We start from the raw sequence: 16,539 nt of genomic DNA, 5'->3' as shown, positions 1-16,539 counted from the left end.
GTTGTTCGTCTCTTAGGCCGGGATCACTGGAACTGCGCCTTCTTGTAGTAGCCGCTGTCGATCAGGACCTTCTCCCAGTTGCTCTTGTCGACCACGACCGGCTTCAGCAGGTAGGACGGCACGACCTTGACACCGTTGTTGTAGGTCTTGGTATCGTTGACCGGGACTTCCTTGCCGGCCAGCGAGGCGTCGACCATGTCGGCGGTCACCTTGGCGAGATCGCGAGTGTCCTTGAAGATGGTCGAGTACTGGTCGCCGCGCAGCATCGCCTTGATCGACGGCACCTCGGCGTCCTGGCCGGAGATCACCGGCATCGGCTGATCGGCGCTGCCGTAGCCCACGCCCTTCAGCGAGGAGATGATGCCGATCGAGAGGCCGTCATAGGGCGACAGCACCGCGTCGACACGCTTCTTGCCGTAGAAGGCGCTGAGCAGGTTGTCCATGCGGGCCTGGGCGGTGGCGCCGTCCCAGCGCAGGGTCGCAACCTTGTCCATGCCCGTCTGGCCGGAGGCGACCACGAGCTTGCCGGAGTCGATGTAGGGCTGCAGCACCGACATCGCGCCATTGTAGAAGAAGTAGGCGTTGTTGTCGTCCGGCGAGCCGCCGAACAGCTCGATATTGAACGGACCCTTGCCGTCCTTCAGGCCCAGCTTGTCGACGATGGACTGCGCCTGCAGCACGCCGACCTGGAAGTTGTCGAAGGTCGCGTAGTAATCGAGGTTCGGCGTATCGCGGATCAGGCGGTCGTAGGCGATCACGGTGATGCCCTTGGCCTTGGCCTGCTTCAGCACGTCCGACAGCGTGGTGCCGTCGATCGCGGCGATGACCAGCACCTTGGCGCCCTTGGTCACCATGTTCTCGATCTGCGAGAGCTGGTTCGGAATATCGTCCTCGGCATATTGCAGGTCGGTGGCGTAGCCGCGATCCTTCAGCACCTTGACGATGTTGTTGCCGTCATCGATCCAGCGCGCCGAGGATTTGGTCGGCATCGCGATGCCGACGGTCCCCTTGCTCTGGGCCATGGCGGCGCTGGACAGCGCCAGGGCGCCGAGGCCGGCCAGTGCGGCGGCCATGATGGTCTTGAAATTCAGCATGCTTCACTCCCTCTTGGATTTTCAGGTTTCAATAACACATACGCGATCGCGTATGCTGATGCCAGTTGGCTGTTAGGCTGAACGATGCTTGACTGATTGTTTCTCCTCTCAGATCGACAGCAGGACGTCAGGCTCGGCGCGCCCCCGGGCGCCGACGTCGAGCAGAAAAGTCTGGCCATGGCCCGGATCGGCTTGCTTGGCCGCCGCGTCCATGTCCTGCCAGGCCGAGGTGACCAGCAGGCGTGACAGGTTCTCGCCGACGAAGGCCGGACAACTGGCCTGGCGGGCTGGAACCACAATGCTCCGCAGATGCTCGCCCTGCGGGCTGTAGACGTCGACACAACCGCCGCCCCAGCGGGCATTCCAGATCCGTCCCTCGGCGTCGACCACCGCGCCGTCGAGGCCGCCGACGCCGGCATGGCGCAGCAGCAGCTCGGGCTCGCCGCGCGGCAGTCCTGTCTCCGGATCCAGCGCGACGCGGTACAGCTCGTTCTCTTCGGTATCCGCGAAATAGCCGATCGCGCCGTCGGCAGAGAAGCAGATCGCGTTCGGAATGGTGACGTTCGCGAACAGGCGTGTGATCTCGCCGCGATGCAGGGCGTAGATCGCGCCCAGCCCGCGCTCGGCCTTGCGGCCCATGGTTCCGATCCAGAACGTGCCGGAGGGATGAACGCGCGAGTCATTCGACCGCGTCGCCGAATTGTCGGCCTCGAGCGGCAGGTACAGCGACAGCGCCCCGTCGGCGATGGTGCGGATGTAGAGCCCGTCCTCGGCAACGATCAGCTGCCGGCCGGCATCGATGCGACCGAGCGCGCTCGCCATCCGGCCGAGCGCATGGCGGCGCACATCGCCGCTGCCGAGCTTGGCCTCGAACAGCACGCCCTCGCGAATGTCGAACCACCACGCCGTGTCCGAGGCCGGATCATAGGTCGGCCCCTCACCGAGATGGCAATGCTCGGCGCAGAGCACGGTGGTTGGCACCTGCTCCATCATGCGGCCGCTCCCGCGGTCGAGAAGCGATAGACCGTCTCGTGCCGATAGACGTCCTCCGGCGAAAGCCGCGCGCTCGGGAAGTCCGGCCGGTTCGGGCTGTCCGGCCACACCTGCGGCTCCAGACAGATCGCGTCGGACTGGCGATAGACGCGTCCCTTGCCGCTGACGGTCGCGTCGATGTAGTTGCCGGAATAGATCTGCAGGCCGGGCTGATCCGTGAGCAGCTCCATGACCCGTCCAGAGCGTGGCGACTCCACCCGCGCCGCCAGGCGGACGCCCTCGCCGGCTCGCAGACAGAAATTGTGGTCGTAGCCGCGGCCGCACTTGATCTGCGCGTCATCGGCACGGATTCGCGCGCCGACCGGATGGGCCTCGCGAAAGTCGAACGGCGTGCCGATCACGGATTGCGGTGGTCCCTCCAGCGGGATCGCGGTCTCGTCGATCGCGAGATAGTGGTCGGCCGCGAGCGTCAGACGATGGTCGAGAATGTCGGTGCCCGCGGCCAGGCCGTCGAGATTGAAGAAGCTGTGATTGGTCAGGTTGACGACCGTCGTGCGGGTCGTCCGGGCGCTGAAGCTGATGGCCAGTTCGGTCGGACCGGTCAGCCGATAGGTGACGCGGACGTCGAGCCGCCCGGGATAGTTGGCCTCGCCGTCGGCGCTGACGTAAAGCATCGTGACGGAGGGCTGTGGACCGTCGTCGATGGCGACGATCTGCCAGAGCTTGCGGTCGAAGCCATCGGGGCCGCCATGCAAGGCGTGGGGACCATTGTTGGCGTCGAGGCGGATCTCCTCGCCGTCGAGCATAAAGCGCGCCTTGGCGATCCGGTTGGCGTAGCGTCCGACCGTCGCGCCGAAGAACTTCCGCAGCTTGACGTAGCTCAGCAGATCGTCGTGGCCGAGCACGACGTCGTCGACGGTACCTTGCGCGTCCGGCACCAGGAGGGTCTGCAGCGCCGCACCGAACGTGATGATCCGCGCCTCGAAGCCGCCGGCGCCCCGCAAGGTGACGCGCTCGACCTCTCGGCCGTCGGGCAGGCTGCCAAACACATCCCTGGAGATATCTGCCTCCGCCATGATTCAGTCCTCGAACGGCTCGACGACCGCGCGGCGGCCGAGCAGGAAGGCGTCGGCCACGAGCCGCAGCGGCGCGAGATCCACGTCGCTTGTCCCGCTCTTCGTCAGCTCGACGAAGCGATGATACAGGCCAGGATATTCACGCTCCTTTTCGTCGACCATCACCTGGTCGTCGGCCGACATGCGCGCGCCGCCGAGCGAGAGCTTGAGCTGACCGGCGTCGGTCTCGATGCGGATGTCCCAGCTCTGCGGCCCGGTCTGGCGGAAGTCGAACTCGGCCGCGATCGGCAGATCGCTGGCCGTGGACATCGACAAATTGGCCGCGATCGGCGCCTGGCAGTTCGACGGGAACGCCAACTCGGCCTCGGTGACGAACACCGGCTCGGGCAGGATGCGCGTCAGGATCGACAGAGCGTTGATGCCGGGATCGAACACGCCGAGCCCGCCCGGCTCCCAGATCCAGGCCTGCCCGGGATGCCAGACGCGGACGTCTTCCTTCCAGTCGATCCGCACGCTGCGGATCTCGCGCGAAGCCAACCATTCGCGCGCAGGCTCGACGGCCGGCGCGTAGCGCGAATGCCAGGTCGCGAACAACGTGCGCTGCTTGTTGGCGGCCAGCGCGATCAGCGGATCGAGCTCGCTCACGGCGGCGCCCGGCGGCTTCTCCAGCATCACATGCTTGCCGGCCTCGAGCGCGACCAATGCCTGGGCGCGGCGCACCTGCGGCGGCGTGCACAGCGAGACCGCGTCGATCTCCGGCCCGTCGCGCAACAGTTCCTCGATCGAGCCGAAATGCGGCAGGCCGGGCAGCGACGCGTTGCGGCTCGCCACCGCCGTCAGGGTCACGCCCTCGGTGGCGGCGATTGCCGGCACGTGCTGATCCCTGGCGATCTTGCCGAAGCCGACGATGGCGACACGAAGCTCGCTCATGGCTCAGCGTCCCCAGCGCAGCACGAGCGGGTCGAGCCGGCGCGCGATCTCGATCAGGCCCTTTTGGGTGGCCGGGTGGATCGGCGGCTGGGGGCTGCGCAGCGTGTCGTGCTTGATCACGCCGCCCTCCTTCATCAGGATCTTGCAGGTCGCAAGCCCGCACTGCCGGTTCTCGTAGTTGATCAGCGGCAGCCAGCGCTCATAGGCCGCGGCAGCAGCGTCGCGATCGCCTGCGAAATAGGGATCGATGATCTTTCTGATGCCGTCGGGATAGCCGCCGCCGGTCATCGCGCCGGTCGCGCCGGCATCGAGATCGGCCATCAGGGTGATCGCCTCCTCGCCGTCCCACGGGCCCTGGATGTCAGCGCCGCCCGCCTCGATCAGCGCGCGCAGCTTGTCGGCGGCGCGCGGCACCTCGATCTTGAAATAAGCGAGGTTCTCGATCTCCTTGGCCATGCGCGCGAGCAGCGGCACCGACAGCGGGGTGCCCGCGACCGGCGCGTCCTGCACCATGATCGGGATCGAGATCGCATCCGACACGCCGCGATAGAACTCGTAGATCGAGCTGTCGGGCACGCGGAAGGTGGCGCCGTGATAGGGCGGCATCACCATGACCATCGCGGCGCCCTTGTCCTGCGCGCGGCGCGAGCGCTCGGCACAGACGAAGGTCGAGAAATGCGTGGTGGTGACGATCACCGGCACGCGGCCGGCGACATGCTCCAGCACCGTCGTCATGACGAGATCGCGCTCGTCGTCGGTCAGCACGAACTGCTCGGAGAAATTCGCGAGGATGCAGATGCCGTGCGAACCGGCATCGATCATGAAGTCGATCGCGCGCTTCTGGCCCTCGAGGTCGAGACGGCCGTCGGCGTCGAAGATGGTCGGCGCGACCGGGAAGACGCCCTTGTAAAGCTTTCTGGATGAAGCGGTCATGGGCACCTCTTAGTGATTGTCGCGCGGCACCGGCGAGCCGGTGCGGCCGACCAGGAAGTCGAAATCCACGCCGCGATCGGCCTGCAGCACGTGATCGATGTAGAGCTTCTGATAGCCCCGCTCCGCGTGCGGCTTCGGCGGCGTCCAGGCGGCGCGGCGCGCGGCCAGCTCCTCGTCGCTGACATGCAGATGCAGCCGACGGCCGGGCACGTCGAGCGTGATCATGTCGCCGTTCTTCACCAGCGCCAGCGGTCCGCCGACGGTGGCCTCCGGTGCGACATGCAGCACCACCGTCCCGTAGGCAGTGCCGGACATCCGCGCGTCTGAAATGCGGATCATGTCGCGCACACCCTGGCGCAGCACTTTTGCAGGCAGCGGCATGTTGCCGACCTCGGCCATGCCCGGATAGCCCTTCGGCCCGCAGTTCTTCAGCACCATGATGCAGGAGGCGTCGATGTCGAGAGTGTCGTCGTCAACAGCGTCATGCATCTCCTCGACGCTCTCGAACACCACCGCGCGTCCCGTGTGGTTCATCAGCTCCGGCGAGGCCGCCGACGGCTTGATGACCGCGCCGTTCGGCGCGAGGTTGCCGGTGAGGATCGCGATGCCGGCCTCGGTCTTGAACGGCGTCTCGAACGGCGTGATCACCTCGGCATTGTAGTTCGGCGCTTCGGAGACGTTCTCCCACAGCGTCTTGCCGTTGACCGTGCGCGCGTCCTTGTGCAGCAGGCCGCGCTCGCCGAGCGCGCGCAGCACCGCCGGCAGACCGCCGGCGTAGTAGAAATCCTCCATCAGGAAGCGGCCCGACGGCATCAGATCGACGAGGCAGTGCACGTCGCGGCACAGCCGGTCGAAATCGTCCAGCGAAAGCTCGACGCCGACGCGGCCCGCGATTGCGAGCAGGTGCACGACCGCATTGGTCGAGCCGCCGATCGCGGCCAGCGTGCGGATCGCATTCTCGAATGCTTGGCGGGTGAGAATGTCCGACGGCTTGAGGTCTTCGTTAACCATCTCGACAATGCGCCGGCCGGCCATGCGCGCGAGCAGGTTGCGGCGCGCGTCGGCGGCGGGAATCGCGGCATTCTCCGGCAGGCCGATGCCGAGCGCCTCGACCATCGAGGCCATCGTCGAGGCCGTGCCCATGGTCATGCAGCTGCCAGCGGAGCGGTTCATGCCGGCCTCGGCCTCGTGGAATTCCTTCAAGGTGATCTCGCCGGCGCGCAGTTGCTCGCTCATCGAGATGATGTTGGTGCCGGAGCCGATGATCTGGCCGCGATAAACGCCGCGCAACTGCGGCCCGCCGGAGACGCCGATCGCCGGCAGGTCGGCCGAGGCCGCGCCCATCAACAGCGCCGGCGTGGTCTTGTCACAGCCCATCAACAGCACGACGCCGTCCAGCGGATGCGCGCGGATCGCCTCCTCGACATCCATCGAGGCGAGGTTGCGGAACAGCATCGCGGTCGGGCGCATCGTCACCTCGCCGAGCGAGGAGACCGGGAATTCGAGTGGGTACCCGCCGGCATCGAGCACGCCCTGGCGGACGTGCTCGGCGATGACACGGAAATGCGCGTTGCAGGGCGTCAGCTCCGACCAGGTGTTGCAGATGCCGATGACCGGACGGCCTTCGAATCGATCCTGCGGCGTGCCGCTGTTCTTGAGGAACGAGCGATAATAGAAGCCCATCTTGTCCTGGCGGCCGAACCACGCCTGGCTGCGCAGCTGCTTGTCTGACTTGTCGTTGCTCATTCCTGGTCCGTTCGTGCAGCCGACTGCGCATGACGCCGCCGGCCGTTATAGATGACTTCGATCATGGCTTCCGAGGCGCCCTCGGGATTGCCGTCGGCGATCGCATCGATGATGCGCTGGTGCCAGACCAGAACGGTGTCGCGATCGGCGATCTCGACCGGCGCGCTGAGCACGAAGGAGGCGCGCAGCGCGGCCTCGATGACCGCGCCGATCGAGCGCATGAAGGGATTGCCGGAGGCGTTGGCGACCGCGATGTGCAGCGCCAGATCGGCTTCAGCAAAGGCCACCGAGGTCGACGGCTCGCGCTCCATCTGCGCCATCGCCTTGCGCATCGCGGCAATGTCGTCCTCGCTGCGCCGTTCAGCCGCCAGCGCGGCGGCGCGCGGCTCGATGGCCAGCCGGATCTCCGCAAGGTCCGCGAGGAAGCGCTTGTCGATTCCCGCGTCGAGATGCCACGCCAGCACGTCCGGATCGAACATGTTCCAGGCCGCGCGCTCGCGCACCACGGTGCCGACGCGCGCCTTGGTTGAAAGCAGCCCCTTCGCGACCAGCGTCTTCACGCTCTCACGCAGCACCGGCCTGGAGACGCCGAACGTCGCCGTCAGCTCGGCATCGCCCGGCAGACGCGCCCCCTCGCCGAGGCGGCCCGAGATGATGTCGATACCGATGCTGCGGGCGACCTCGGCGTGGTTGGAATGGGCGCGTCGGGTCGGAATCGAGACGATATGCGGCGACGTCATGTCGGCGCCCCGGCCGGCCTGGCCTCCGCAAGCCTGGTCCCTGCCGGTTTAAGCGACGAGCGGCGCGCGAGCGCCATCAGACCTTGCTGCAGCGCAATGAAGACGAACAACAGAACCCCCGTCGCGATCTTGGTCCACCAGCTCGACAGCGTCCCGTCGAAATTGATGTAGGTCTGGATCATGCCCTGGATCAGGACGCCAAGGAAGGTACCGATGACGGAGCCTTGCCCGCCCGTCAATAAGGTTCCGCCGATCACGACCGCCGCGATCGTGTCGAGTTCGACGCCGACAGCCGACAGCGAATATCCGGCAGCGGTATAGAAGGAGAAGACCATGCCCGCGAGGCCCGCAAGCACGCTGGACAACATATAGATCCGGATGGTCATCGGCCCGACGGGGATGCCCATCAGTGCGGTGGCAGCACGGCTGCCGCCGAGGGCATAGACGTTGGCGCCGAACCGCGTCAGGTGCAGCAGCAGTGCGCAGAGCACCAGGATGACGAGCATCGCGATCGCGATCGCGGTGAGCCGCCCGCCGCCGGGCAGCCGGATCGCAAAATCCGAAACAGCGCTGTAGATCGGCGCGGTGATCGGGATCGACTCGGTCGAGAGCAGGAAGCTGACGCCACGCGCGAGGAACATGCCGGCGAGCGTGACGATGAACGGCGGCAGCTCGAAGACGTGGATCACGGCGCCCATGGCGGCGCCAAACAGCGCGCACAGAACGAGCACCAGCGCAAACGCCGCGAACGGCGGAATGCCCCAGCGCTCGACGGCCAGCGCCACGAACACGGTGGTGAAGCCGATCACCGAGCCGACCGAGAGATCGATGCCGCCGGAAATGATGACGAAGGTCATGCCGGCCGCGACGATGCCGAGGAAGGCGTTGTCGGTGAGCAGATTGGCCACCACCCGGGTCGAGGCGATATTCGGGAATTGCAGCGCGCACAGCGCGAAGCCGGCGACCAGCACGAAGGCGGTGATCGCAACCGGGGTCGACGCCTTCATGGCTTGGTCCTCCGCCAGCGCGCGGTGAAGCGCGAGAGATCGCCGAGCCGCGGCGACTGCGCCAGCAGCACGGCGAGCACGACGACGGCCTTGACCAGCAGATTGAGCTCCGGCGGATAGCCGGAGAGCAGAATGCCGGTGTTCATGGCCTGGATGATCAACGCGCCGGCCACCGCCAGCACCAGGCTGAAGCGGCCGCCGAACAGCGAGGTGCCGCCGATCACGACCGCGAGGATGGCGTCGAGCTCCAGCCAGAGCCCGGCGTTGTTGGCATCGGCGCCCATGATGTCCGCCGCGGCGATCACGCCGGCGAGCGACGCGCACAGGCCGCACCAGACATAGACCGACAGGATCATGGCGCGGGTGCCGACACCCGACAGCTCGCTGGCGCGGGCGTTGCCGCCGGTCGCCTCGATCAGCAGGCCGAGCGCGCTGCCGCGTACGACCGCGGCCGTCACCAGCAGCATGCCCAGGGCGATCACCACCGGGGTCGGCAGGCCGAGGACGGCGCCGTTGCCCATCCAGACGAGATCAGGCGAGGTGAAGGTGACGATGCGGCCCTCGGTGATCAGCTGCGCGATGCCGCGGCCCGCGACCATCAGGATCAGGGTGGCGACGATCGGCTGGATGCGCAGCACGGCGACGAGGATGCCGTTCCACAAGCCGCAGGCAAGGCCGACGGCGAGCGCGGAGGCAATCACCACCGGCAAGGAATGAGTATCGGCGAGGCTGGCCGCAGTGGCGCCCGCGATCGCCATGACCGCGCCGACCGAGAGATCGATGCCGCCGGTGGCGATCACCAGCACCATGCCGAGCGACAGCAGCGCCACGGGGGTGCCGCGGTTGAGCACGTCGATCACGCTGCCGAACAGCCGCCCGTCCTGCAGATGCAGGTTGAAGAACTGCGGCGACACCAGGCGATCGATCATCAGGATGACGATCAGCGCCAGCGCCTGCGCCATGCCGCGGCGGGGAATGCGGAGCGTCATGATGCGGCCTCTTGCGCCGGCGCGGTGTCGGCGGCGATCGCCGCGAGAATGCTCGAGACCTCGACCGCGTCGCCCTTCAGCTCCTCGACATGCGCGCGGTCCCGCAGCACGACGACGCGGTTCGAGTAGGTCACGATCTCATCGAGCTCGGAGGAGATCACGAGCAGCGCCAGGCCCTGCTCGCACAGCTCGCGGACGAGACGGATGATCTCGGCATGCGCCCCGACGTCGATGCCGCGCGTGGGCTCGTCGAGCACCAGCAGCTTCGGCGAGGTCGCGAGCCAACGCGCCAGCAGCGCCTTCTGCTGGTTGCCGCCCGACAGCAGCCCGATCGGCCGCTCCGGATCCGGCGGCCGGATGTCGAGCATGCGGATGTAGCGCATCGCGATCTCGTCCTGCTCGCGCCGCGACAGCGGCCGGTGCAGCCCGCGCCGCGCCTGCAGCGCCAGCACGATGTTCTCGCGCACGGTGAGATCGGCGACGATGCCCTCGGTCTTGCGCTCCTCCGGGCAATAGCCGAAGCCGAGACCCGCGCCGTCGCGCGGCGAATTCAGCTTGATGGTCTTGCCGTCGATCGTCGCCTCGCCGCTGTCGGCGCGCTCGGCGCCGAACACCAGCCGCGCCGTCTCGGTGCGGCCGGAGCCGAGCAGGCCGGCGAGCCCGACGACCTCGCCGCGGCGCAGTTCGAGGTCGAACGGGGCGACATAGCCCTGTTTGCCGAATCCCTTGAAGCTCACACAGATCTCGCGCGCCGTGTCGGGCTGGCTCGCGGCACGCTCATGCGTGGTCTCGGCAAGCTCACGTCCCAGCATCATGCGGATCAGATCGAGCCGCGGCAGGTCGGTGATGTCGCGCGAGCCGATCAGGCGGCCGTTGCGAAGCACGGTGACGCGGTCGCAGATTTCATAGACCTGATCGAGGAAATGGCTCACGAAGATGATGCCGATGCCGCGATCTGCCAGCTTGCGCATCACGCTGAAGAGGATTTCGACCTCGTGGCGATCGAGGCTCGCGGTCGGCTCGTCGAGAATGAGCACCCGCGCGGAGAGATCGACCGCGCGCGCGATAGCCGTGATGTGCTGGACCGCGACCGAGTAGCTCGACAGCGGCGCACCGACATCGATGTCGAGGCCATAATCCAGTAGCATCGCACGCGCGCGCCGCTTCATCTCGCCTTCGCGTACGACGCCAAAGCGCGTCGGCTGGCGACCCAGATAGAGATTCTGCGCCACCGACAGGTTCGGCAGCAGGTTCACTTCCTGGTAGACGGTGGCGATGCCGGCATCGACGGCGTCCTTGGCCGAGCGCGGCGCGATCTCGCGCCCGGCGAGCCGGACCGTGCCGGCATCGCGCGCGAACACGCCGGTGACCACCTTGATCAGGGTCGATTTGCCGGCACCGTTCTCGCCGAGCAGCGCGTGGATCTCGCCTTCGCCGAGGGTGAAATCGACGCCATCGAGCGCTTTCAGCGCGCCGAAGCTCTTGGACAGGCCGCGGATCTCCAGCAGGGCTGGGCGCGTCGCCGGCGGAGCTGAGGGATCAGACATGAAGGACTACACGGACTACTTGGCCAACATTCCGACGTCCGCGACACGCGCGGACGCCAGCGAGCTATCTCCGTCGTCCCGGCGAAAGCCGGGACCCATACCGCGGACTAGTCGATTGAGGCACTTGGCCAATACCGCGGTCCTCATCGGCATCGGTGGTTATGGGTCCTGGCGTTCGCCAGGACGACGGCAACAACGCAGACTTGGCCTCAGTAGCCCAGGCCCTTCTTGCTGTCGTAGACCTTCATCGGCTCGTCGGCCGAGGTGTAGAGCTTCGACTCGGTCTGGATCCACTTCGGCGGAACCGTGCCCTTCTCCTTGAAGGCGACGATCGCATCGAAGGCCGGGCCGGCCATGTTCGGCGTCAGCTCGACTGTCGCGTTGGCCTCTCCGGCCGCGATCGCCTTGAAGATGTCCGGCACCGCGTCGATCGAGACGGTCAGGATGTCCTTGCCCGGCTTCAGGCCGGCTTCCTTCATCGCCTGGATCGCGCCGACCATCATGTCGTCGTTGTGGGCGTAGACGGCGCAGATCGACTTGCCGCCGTTCTCCGCCTTGATGAAGCTTTCCATCACTTCCTTGCCCTTGGCACGGGTGAAGTCGCCGGTCTGGCTGCGCACGACCTTCAGGTTGGCGTTCTTGGCGATGACGGCGTCAAAACCCTTCTTGCGGTTGGTGGCGACGCTGGCGCCCACCGTGCCCTGCAGCTCGACGACGTGGCACTCCTTGCCGCCGACGGTCTTGGCGAGCCACTCGCCGGCGACCTCGCCCTCATGGACGCTGTCCGAGGTGACGGCGGTCAGATACAGGTCCTTGCCGGAGGGATCGATGTCGCGGTCGAGCAGCACGACCGGGATCTTGGCTTCCTTGGCTTCCTTCAGCACGGCGTCCCAGCCCGAGGCCACGACCGGCGCCAGGAAGATCGCGTCCACGCCCTGAGCGATGAAGGAGCGGATCGCCTTGATCTGGTTTTCCTGCTTCTGCTGGGCGTCGGCGATCTTCAGATTGATCTTGCGCTTGGTGGCTTCCGACTTCGACACCGAGGTCTCGGCGGCGCGCCAGCCGGATTCGGAGCCGATCTGCGAAAAGCCGACGGTCAGCTCAGCGGCGCTGGCGGAGGTCGCAAGCAGCAAGGCGGCCGTTGCCGAGGCCGCAAAGAGGGCTTTCAGGGTCATTAGGCGTTCTCTCCACAAAGTATCTGTTTAGGCGCGGCGCCGCTCACAGCGGTGTCTTCGCACCGTTCTTGCCAGCCTCGATGGCTGACGGGCCCGTTATTCCACGGAACCTCGGCCCTGACTAGTCATATTATTTTACTGTAATACTTTTTGTGGACGGTGCGCACCTGAGCGCGCCTGCCGCGCCAGAGCGCAGCACCACGTCGGCGGGATGTCGGCGGGATGTCGGCGGGATATCGGCAGGCGATTTGGAGAGAGACGCATCAGCGCAATGCCGTTGCCTCGCGGGCGCGCTGCTGGATCGCGACCCAGGCGCCGGCCTTGATGTCGGCCGCCGGTGCGACCCAGGAGCCGCCGATCGCAACGACCTTCTTGTGCGCGAGCCACTGTGCGGCGTTGGCGGCATTGATGCCACCGGTCGGACAGAAGCGGACGCTCGGGAAGGGTCCGGCCAATGCATCGAGCGCGGCGAGGCCGCCGGCTGGGACAGCAGGGAAGAACTTCACGAGCTCATAGCCGCGCGTCACGCAGGCGATCAGATCGGACGGCGTCTGGATGCCCGGCGCAAACGGCAGATCGCCTGAGCTGGCGGCGTCGAGCAGCTCGATCGACATCCCCGGACTGATCGCGAAGGCCGCGCCGAGCTTCGCCGCGCGCTCGTAGTCTGCCGGAGTCAGCACCGTGCCGATGCCGACCTTGGCCTCCGGCACCTCGCCGATGATCGCGCGCGCGGCATCGAAGCCCGCCTGAGTCCGCAAGGTGATCTCGATGACCCGAAGTCCACCCGCGACGAGCGCGCGCGCGAGCGGCACGGCCTGGGCCGCGTCCTCGATCGTGATCACCGGGATCACCGGCGCGAGCGCAAACACCGCATCGAGCTTCGCGCGATTGTCCGGATTGCTCATCACGCCTCGCTCAGTGCCAGAATGTCCCGCGGCATCGCCGCCGCCGGAATCACCGCGCCTGGCGCCATGATCACCGCACCCGCGAGCCGATGCCCCGCCAACGCCGCCTTGCGCGGCGGCGCGCCCTTGATCCGAGCAGCGAGGTATCCTGCGTTGAAGGAATCACCAGCAGCCGTCGTGTCGATCGGCTGCAGCACCGCGGGCGGCGCGATGTCGACCAGCACGCCCTCGGCATGGATCAGGCAGCCACGCGGGCCGCGCTTGATGACGACCTCGCCGACACCCGCGTCCCTGAAGCGGCGCAGGCAGACCGAGGCATCGACGTCGCCGAACAGCATCTGCTCGTCCTCGAGCGTCGGCAGCGCGATGTCGACCAGCGGCATGATGGCGCGAAACGCGCGCTGCGCCATCTCGCGGCTGGCCCAGCCGCGCGGCCGGTAGTTGCCGTCGAACACCACGCGCGCCCCGCGCTTGCGCGCCACCGTGAGCAGCTCGCGCAGCTTGGCCTTGCCGGTCTCGCCATACAGCGACAGGCTGATGCCGGAGAGATAGATCCAGTCGAAGCGCGAGAGTCGGTCGAGCATGTCGCGGTCGGCGCGGTCGAACAGCTCGCGCGCCGGCGCACGGTCGCGCCAATACAAGAAGCTGCGTTCGCCCCTGGCGTCGCGCTCGATCATGTAGAGGCCGGGCACGCGGCCCTCGACCCGCAGCACCTCCGCGGTGTCGATGCCCTCGGCCCGCCAGGCCGCCAGCATCATCGCGCTCAGCGGATCGTCGCCGAGGGCCGTCACATAGGACGTCGGCACGCCGAGACGGGACAGATAGAGCGCCGTGTTGAGCGTGTCGCCGCCAAAACCGCGCCGGAACAGACTTCCGTCCTCCTGCGCGAACTCCACCATGCACTCTCCGATGCAGGCGACTCTCATCGGCATCAATCCGCTCGTTAAAACGTCAAATGAACCTTCATCGCGCGGCTTCGATCGCTGGCGAGCTCGAAGGCGGAAATTGCCTCCTGGAACGGCAGCGTGGCTGAGATCAGCGGCTTCACGTCGAGCAGCCCCTCGCCCATCAGCCGCACCGCCAGATCGAATTCGCGGTCGAACCGGAAGGTGCCGCGCAATTGCAGCTCCTTCGTGACCAGCGTGTTGAGCGGCAATGTCATTTCGCCGCCGAGCCCGAGCTGGACGATGACCCCGCCCGGCCTCATCACGTCGAGCGCTGCGCGCAGCGCGGCCTGGTTGCCGGACGCCTCGAACAGCACGTCGAAGGTGCCCTTCCCCACGCGCCAGGGATCGAGCGCGGATGGCTCCGCGGCGACGTTGACAGCGTGGCTGGCGCCGAGCTTGCGCGCCACGGCAAGCGGCGCCTCGGCGACGTCGGTGGCCACGATTTCGGCCGCGCCGCCATAGCGCGCGACCAGGATCGACAGCGCGCCGATCGGGCCGCAGCCGGTCACCAGCACGCGCTTGCCGAGCAGCGAGCCGGCCTGATGCGCGGCATGCAAGCACACCGACAGCGGCTCGGCCATCGCGGCCTCACCCAGCGACAGTGACGGCGCGATCGGCACCGCCTGCGAGGCATCGACGGTGACGAACTCGCGAAAGCCGCCCTGCACGTGCGGGTCGCGCATCGCGCTGCCCATGAAGCGCATGTCCAGGCACTGGTTGCGCAGGCCCTCGCGGCAATAGGCGCAGTGGCCGCACGGCAGGCTTGGATTGACGGCGACACGCGTGCCCTCGGCGAGGCCGGTCACGCCGGCGCCGACCGCGGCGACGACGCCCGCGATTTCATGGCCGAGCGCCATCGGCTGCTTGATGCGCACCGTGCCGAAGCCGCCATGATGGTAATAATGCAGGTCCGACCCGCAGATGCCGCCGGCCTCGATCTTGACCCGGACCTGGCCCGCCTCCGGCGCCGGGTCGGGGAAGCTGTCGATGCGCAGATCCTTGGGCGCGTGAATCACGACGGCACGCATGGGCCGGGTCTCCCTGTCTGGTCTTCTCCGTCGATCCTAGATCACGACGCGATCAGACCGGCAAGCGGTTGATGGCCGCCACCGCCGTCATTACGCCTCGGATCTCGGCAAGGCCCTTGAGCCGGCCGACCAGCGGATAGCCGGGATGGGTGCCGCGGCCGATGTCGTCGGCCAGCTCATGACCGTGATCGGGCCGGAACGGGATACGCCAGTCCGGCTCGCCCTCCGTCTTGCGGCGGGCCTGCTCCGTCAACAACATCGTGACCACGTTAACCATGTCGACATCGCCGCGCAGATGCTCCGCCTCCATGAAGGAGCCGTCGAGCATCTTGGTGACGTTGCGCAAATGTACGAAGCGGATGTGCGGCGCGAAGCGCGCGGCCATCGCCGGCACGTTGTTCTGGCCGCCGGCGCCGAGCGCGCCGGTGCAGAAGGTGAGGCCGTTCGACTTCGACGGCGCGGCATCGACGATGAACTGCAGATCATCGGCCGACGACACCACGCGCGGCAAACCGAACAGGTCGCGCGGCGGATCGTCCGGATGCACGCACAGGCTGACGCCGCAATCCTCCGCCGTCGGCACAACCTCGCGCAGGAAGCGCGCGTAGTTGGCGCGTAGCTCGGCATGGCCGATGCCACGGTACTTCTCCAGCATGCGGCGCAGGCCGGGCACGTCGTAGCGCTCATAGGCGCCGGGCAGGCCCGCCATGATGGTCGCGAGCAGCCGGTCCTTGTCGGATTCCGAGGCCTGCGCCACCCACGCCTTGGCGCGGTCGAGCACGTCGGCGGAGAACTCGGCCTCGGCGCCTGGGCGCTCCAGGATATAGCAGTCGAATGCGGCGAGACGATCCATGTCGAAGCGCAGCGCCGTGGCGCCGCCCGGCAGGCGATGCGCAAGCTCCGTCCGCGTCCAGTCCAGCACGGCCATGAAATTGTAGCACACGGTGGTGATGCCGCAGGCCGCGAGGTTGCGCAGCGACTGCCGATAATTGTCGAACAGCGGGGTGAGATCACCTTCGCCCAGTTTGATCGCCTCCGACACCGGCAGGCTTTCGACAACGCTCCACCGCAATCGCAATGACGAGTCTTGCTCGATCATCCCGAGGCGTCTGATGATCTCGTCGGTGCTCCACACCTCGCCATAGGGAATGTGATGCAGCGCCGTGACGATGCCGGTCGCGCCGGTCTGGCGGACCTGCGGCAGGGTGATGGGATCCTCCGGTCCGAACCAGCGCCACGTCTGTTGCATCTCATTCCCTCCCTGCGTCCGCCGGCCTGTCGCGCGCCGATTCCAGCCTATCGATCACACTGCTTTGCGTCATGAAATGGGCTTGGCGCCTGCGACGCCGATCATACGTCGCGACCAGCTCGCTGTATCAGCCGTTGAACGCGCGCACGGAGTCCCGCACGGGCAGCGACGGCGCCGACC

General features: G+C 67.2%; 15 protein-coding genes. All 15 read right to left on the bottom strand.

Annotated elements, in window-relative coordinates; all coding sequences use genetic code 11:
* Positions 1–23 precede the first annotated feature (23 nt).
* A complete protein-coding gene (gene chvE, locus BRADO_RS08555) occupies positions 24–1,094 on the bottom strand; it encodes a multiple monosaccharide ABC transporter substrate-binding protein (RefSeq protein WP_011924917.1) in 1,071 nt (356 codons plus the stop codon).
* Between the two features lie 108 nt (positions 1,095–1,202).
* Positions 1,203–2,084: an SMP-30/gluconolactonase/LRE family protein gene (locus BRADO_RS08550; protein ID WP_011924916.1), complete on the bottom strand. Its 882-nt coding sequence runs from the start codon at positions 2,082–2,084 to the stop codon at positions 1,203–1,205.
* Positions 2,084–3,163 (bottom strand): aldose epimerase family protein, encoded by a 1,080-nt coding sequence (locus BRADO_RS08545; RefSeq protein ID WP_011924915.1) that lies wholly within the window; start codon positions 3,161–3,163, stop codon positions 2,084–2,086. Before BRADO_RS08545 ends, BRADO_RS08550 begins: the two co-directional genes overlap by 1 nt.
* 3 nt (positions 3,164–3,166) lie before the next feature.
* A complete protein-coding gene (locus tag BRADO_RS08540; RefSeq protein ID WP_011924914.1) occupies positions 3,167–4,093 on the bottom strand; it encodes a Gfo/Idh/MocA family protein in 927 nt (308 codons plus the stop codon).
* Positions 4,094–4,096: 3 nt separating this feature from the next.
* Positions 4,097–5,026, bottom strand: coding sequence for a dihydrodipicolinate synthase family protein (locus BRADO_RS08535; protein WP_041756254.1), 930 nt, complete (start codon positions 5,024–5,026; stop codon positions 4,097–4,099).
* Between the two features lie 9 nt (positions 5,027–5,035).
* Positions 5,036–6,772, bottom strand: a complete 1,737-nt coding sequence (locus tag BRADO_RS08530; protein WP_041756253.1) for an IlvD/Edd family dehydratase — start codon at positions 6,770–6,772, stop codon at positions 5,036–5,038.
* Positions 6,769–7,512 carry a FadR/GntR family transcriptional regulator gene (locus BRADO_RS08525; RefSeq protein WP_011924911.1) on the bottom strand — a complete coding sequence of 248 codons (744 nt, stop codon included), beginning with the start codon at positions 7,510–7,512 and terminating at the stop codon, positions 6,769–6,771. Before BRADO_RS08525 ends, BRADO_RS08530 begins: the two co-directional genes overlap by 4 nt.
* Entirely contained in the window at positions 7,509–8,519 is a 1,011-nt protein-coding gene (gene yjfF, locus BRADO_RS08520; protein WP_011924910.1) for a galactofuranose ABC transporter, permease protein YjfF, read from the bottom strand. The genes BRADO_RS08525 and yjfF overlap by 4 nt, the downstream gene beginning before the upstream one ends.
* Complete coding sequence (locus BRADO_RS08515) at positions 8,516–9,508, bottom strand: ABC transporter permease (protein WP_011924909.1); 993 nt, start codon at positions 9,506–9,508, stop codon at positions 8,516–8,518. Before BRADO_RS08515 ends, yjfF begins: the two co-directional genes overlap by 4 nt.
* A complete protein-coding gene (locus BRADO_RS08510) occupies positions 9,505–11,055 on the bottom strand; it encodes a sugar ABC transporter ATP-binding protein (RefSeq protein WP_011924908.1) in 1,551 nt (516 codons plus the stop codon). Before BRADO_RS08510 ends, BRADO_RS08515 begins: the two co-directional genes overlap by 4 nt.
* A gap of 209 nt (positions 11,056–11,264) precedes the next feature.
* Positions 11,265–12,230, bottom strand: a complete 966-nt coding sequence (ytfQ, locus tag BRADO_RS08505) for a galactofuranose ABC transporter, galactofuranose-binding protein YtfQ (RefSeq protein ID WP_041756252.1) — start codon at positions 12,228–12,230, stop codon at positions 11,265–11,267.
* 263 nt (positions 12,231–12,493) lie between these two features.
* Positions 12,494–13,138, bottom strand: a complete 645-nt coding sequence (gene eda, locus BRADO_RS08500) for a bifunctional 4-hydroxy-2-oxoglutarate aldolase/2-dehydro-3-deoxy-phosphogluconate aldolase (RefSeq protein ID WP_011924906.1) — start codon at positions 13,136–13,138, stop codon at positions 12,494–12,496.
* Positions 13,135–14,061 (bottom strand): sugar kinase, encoded by a 927-nt coding sequence (locus BRADO_RS08495; RefSeq protein WP_083795034.1) that lies wholly within the window; start codon positions 14,059–14,061, stop codon positions 13,135–13,137. Before BRADO_RS08495 ends, eda begins: the two co-directional genes overlap by 4 nt.
* A gap of 17 nt (positions 14,062–14,078) precedes the next feature.
* Complete coding sequence (locus BRADO_RS08490) at positions 14,079–15,110, bottom strand: L-idonate 5-dehydrogenase (protein ID WP_011924904.1); 1,032 nt, start codon at positions 15,108–15,110, stop codon at positions 14,079–14,081.
* A 52-nt stretch (positions 15,111–15,162) separates the two neighbouring features.
* Positions 15,163–16,359 (bottom strand): mannonate dehydratase, encoded by a 1,197-nt coding sequence (uxuA, locus tag BRADO_RS08485; RefSeq protein WP_011924903.1) that lies wholly within the window; start codon positions 16,357–16,359, stop codon positions 15,163–15,165.
* Positions 16,360–16,539: the final 180 nt, after the last annotated feature.

Origin of the sequence: Bradyrhizobium sp. ORS 278, from assembly GCF_000026145.1 — a bacterium.
GTDB lineage: Bacteria > Pseudomonadota > Alphaproteobacteria > Rhizobiales > Xanthobacteraceae > Bradyrhizobium.
Note: the sequence above shows the minus strand (reverse complement) of the source record. Positions and strands in the feature narration are given on the sequence as shown.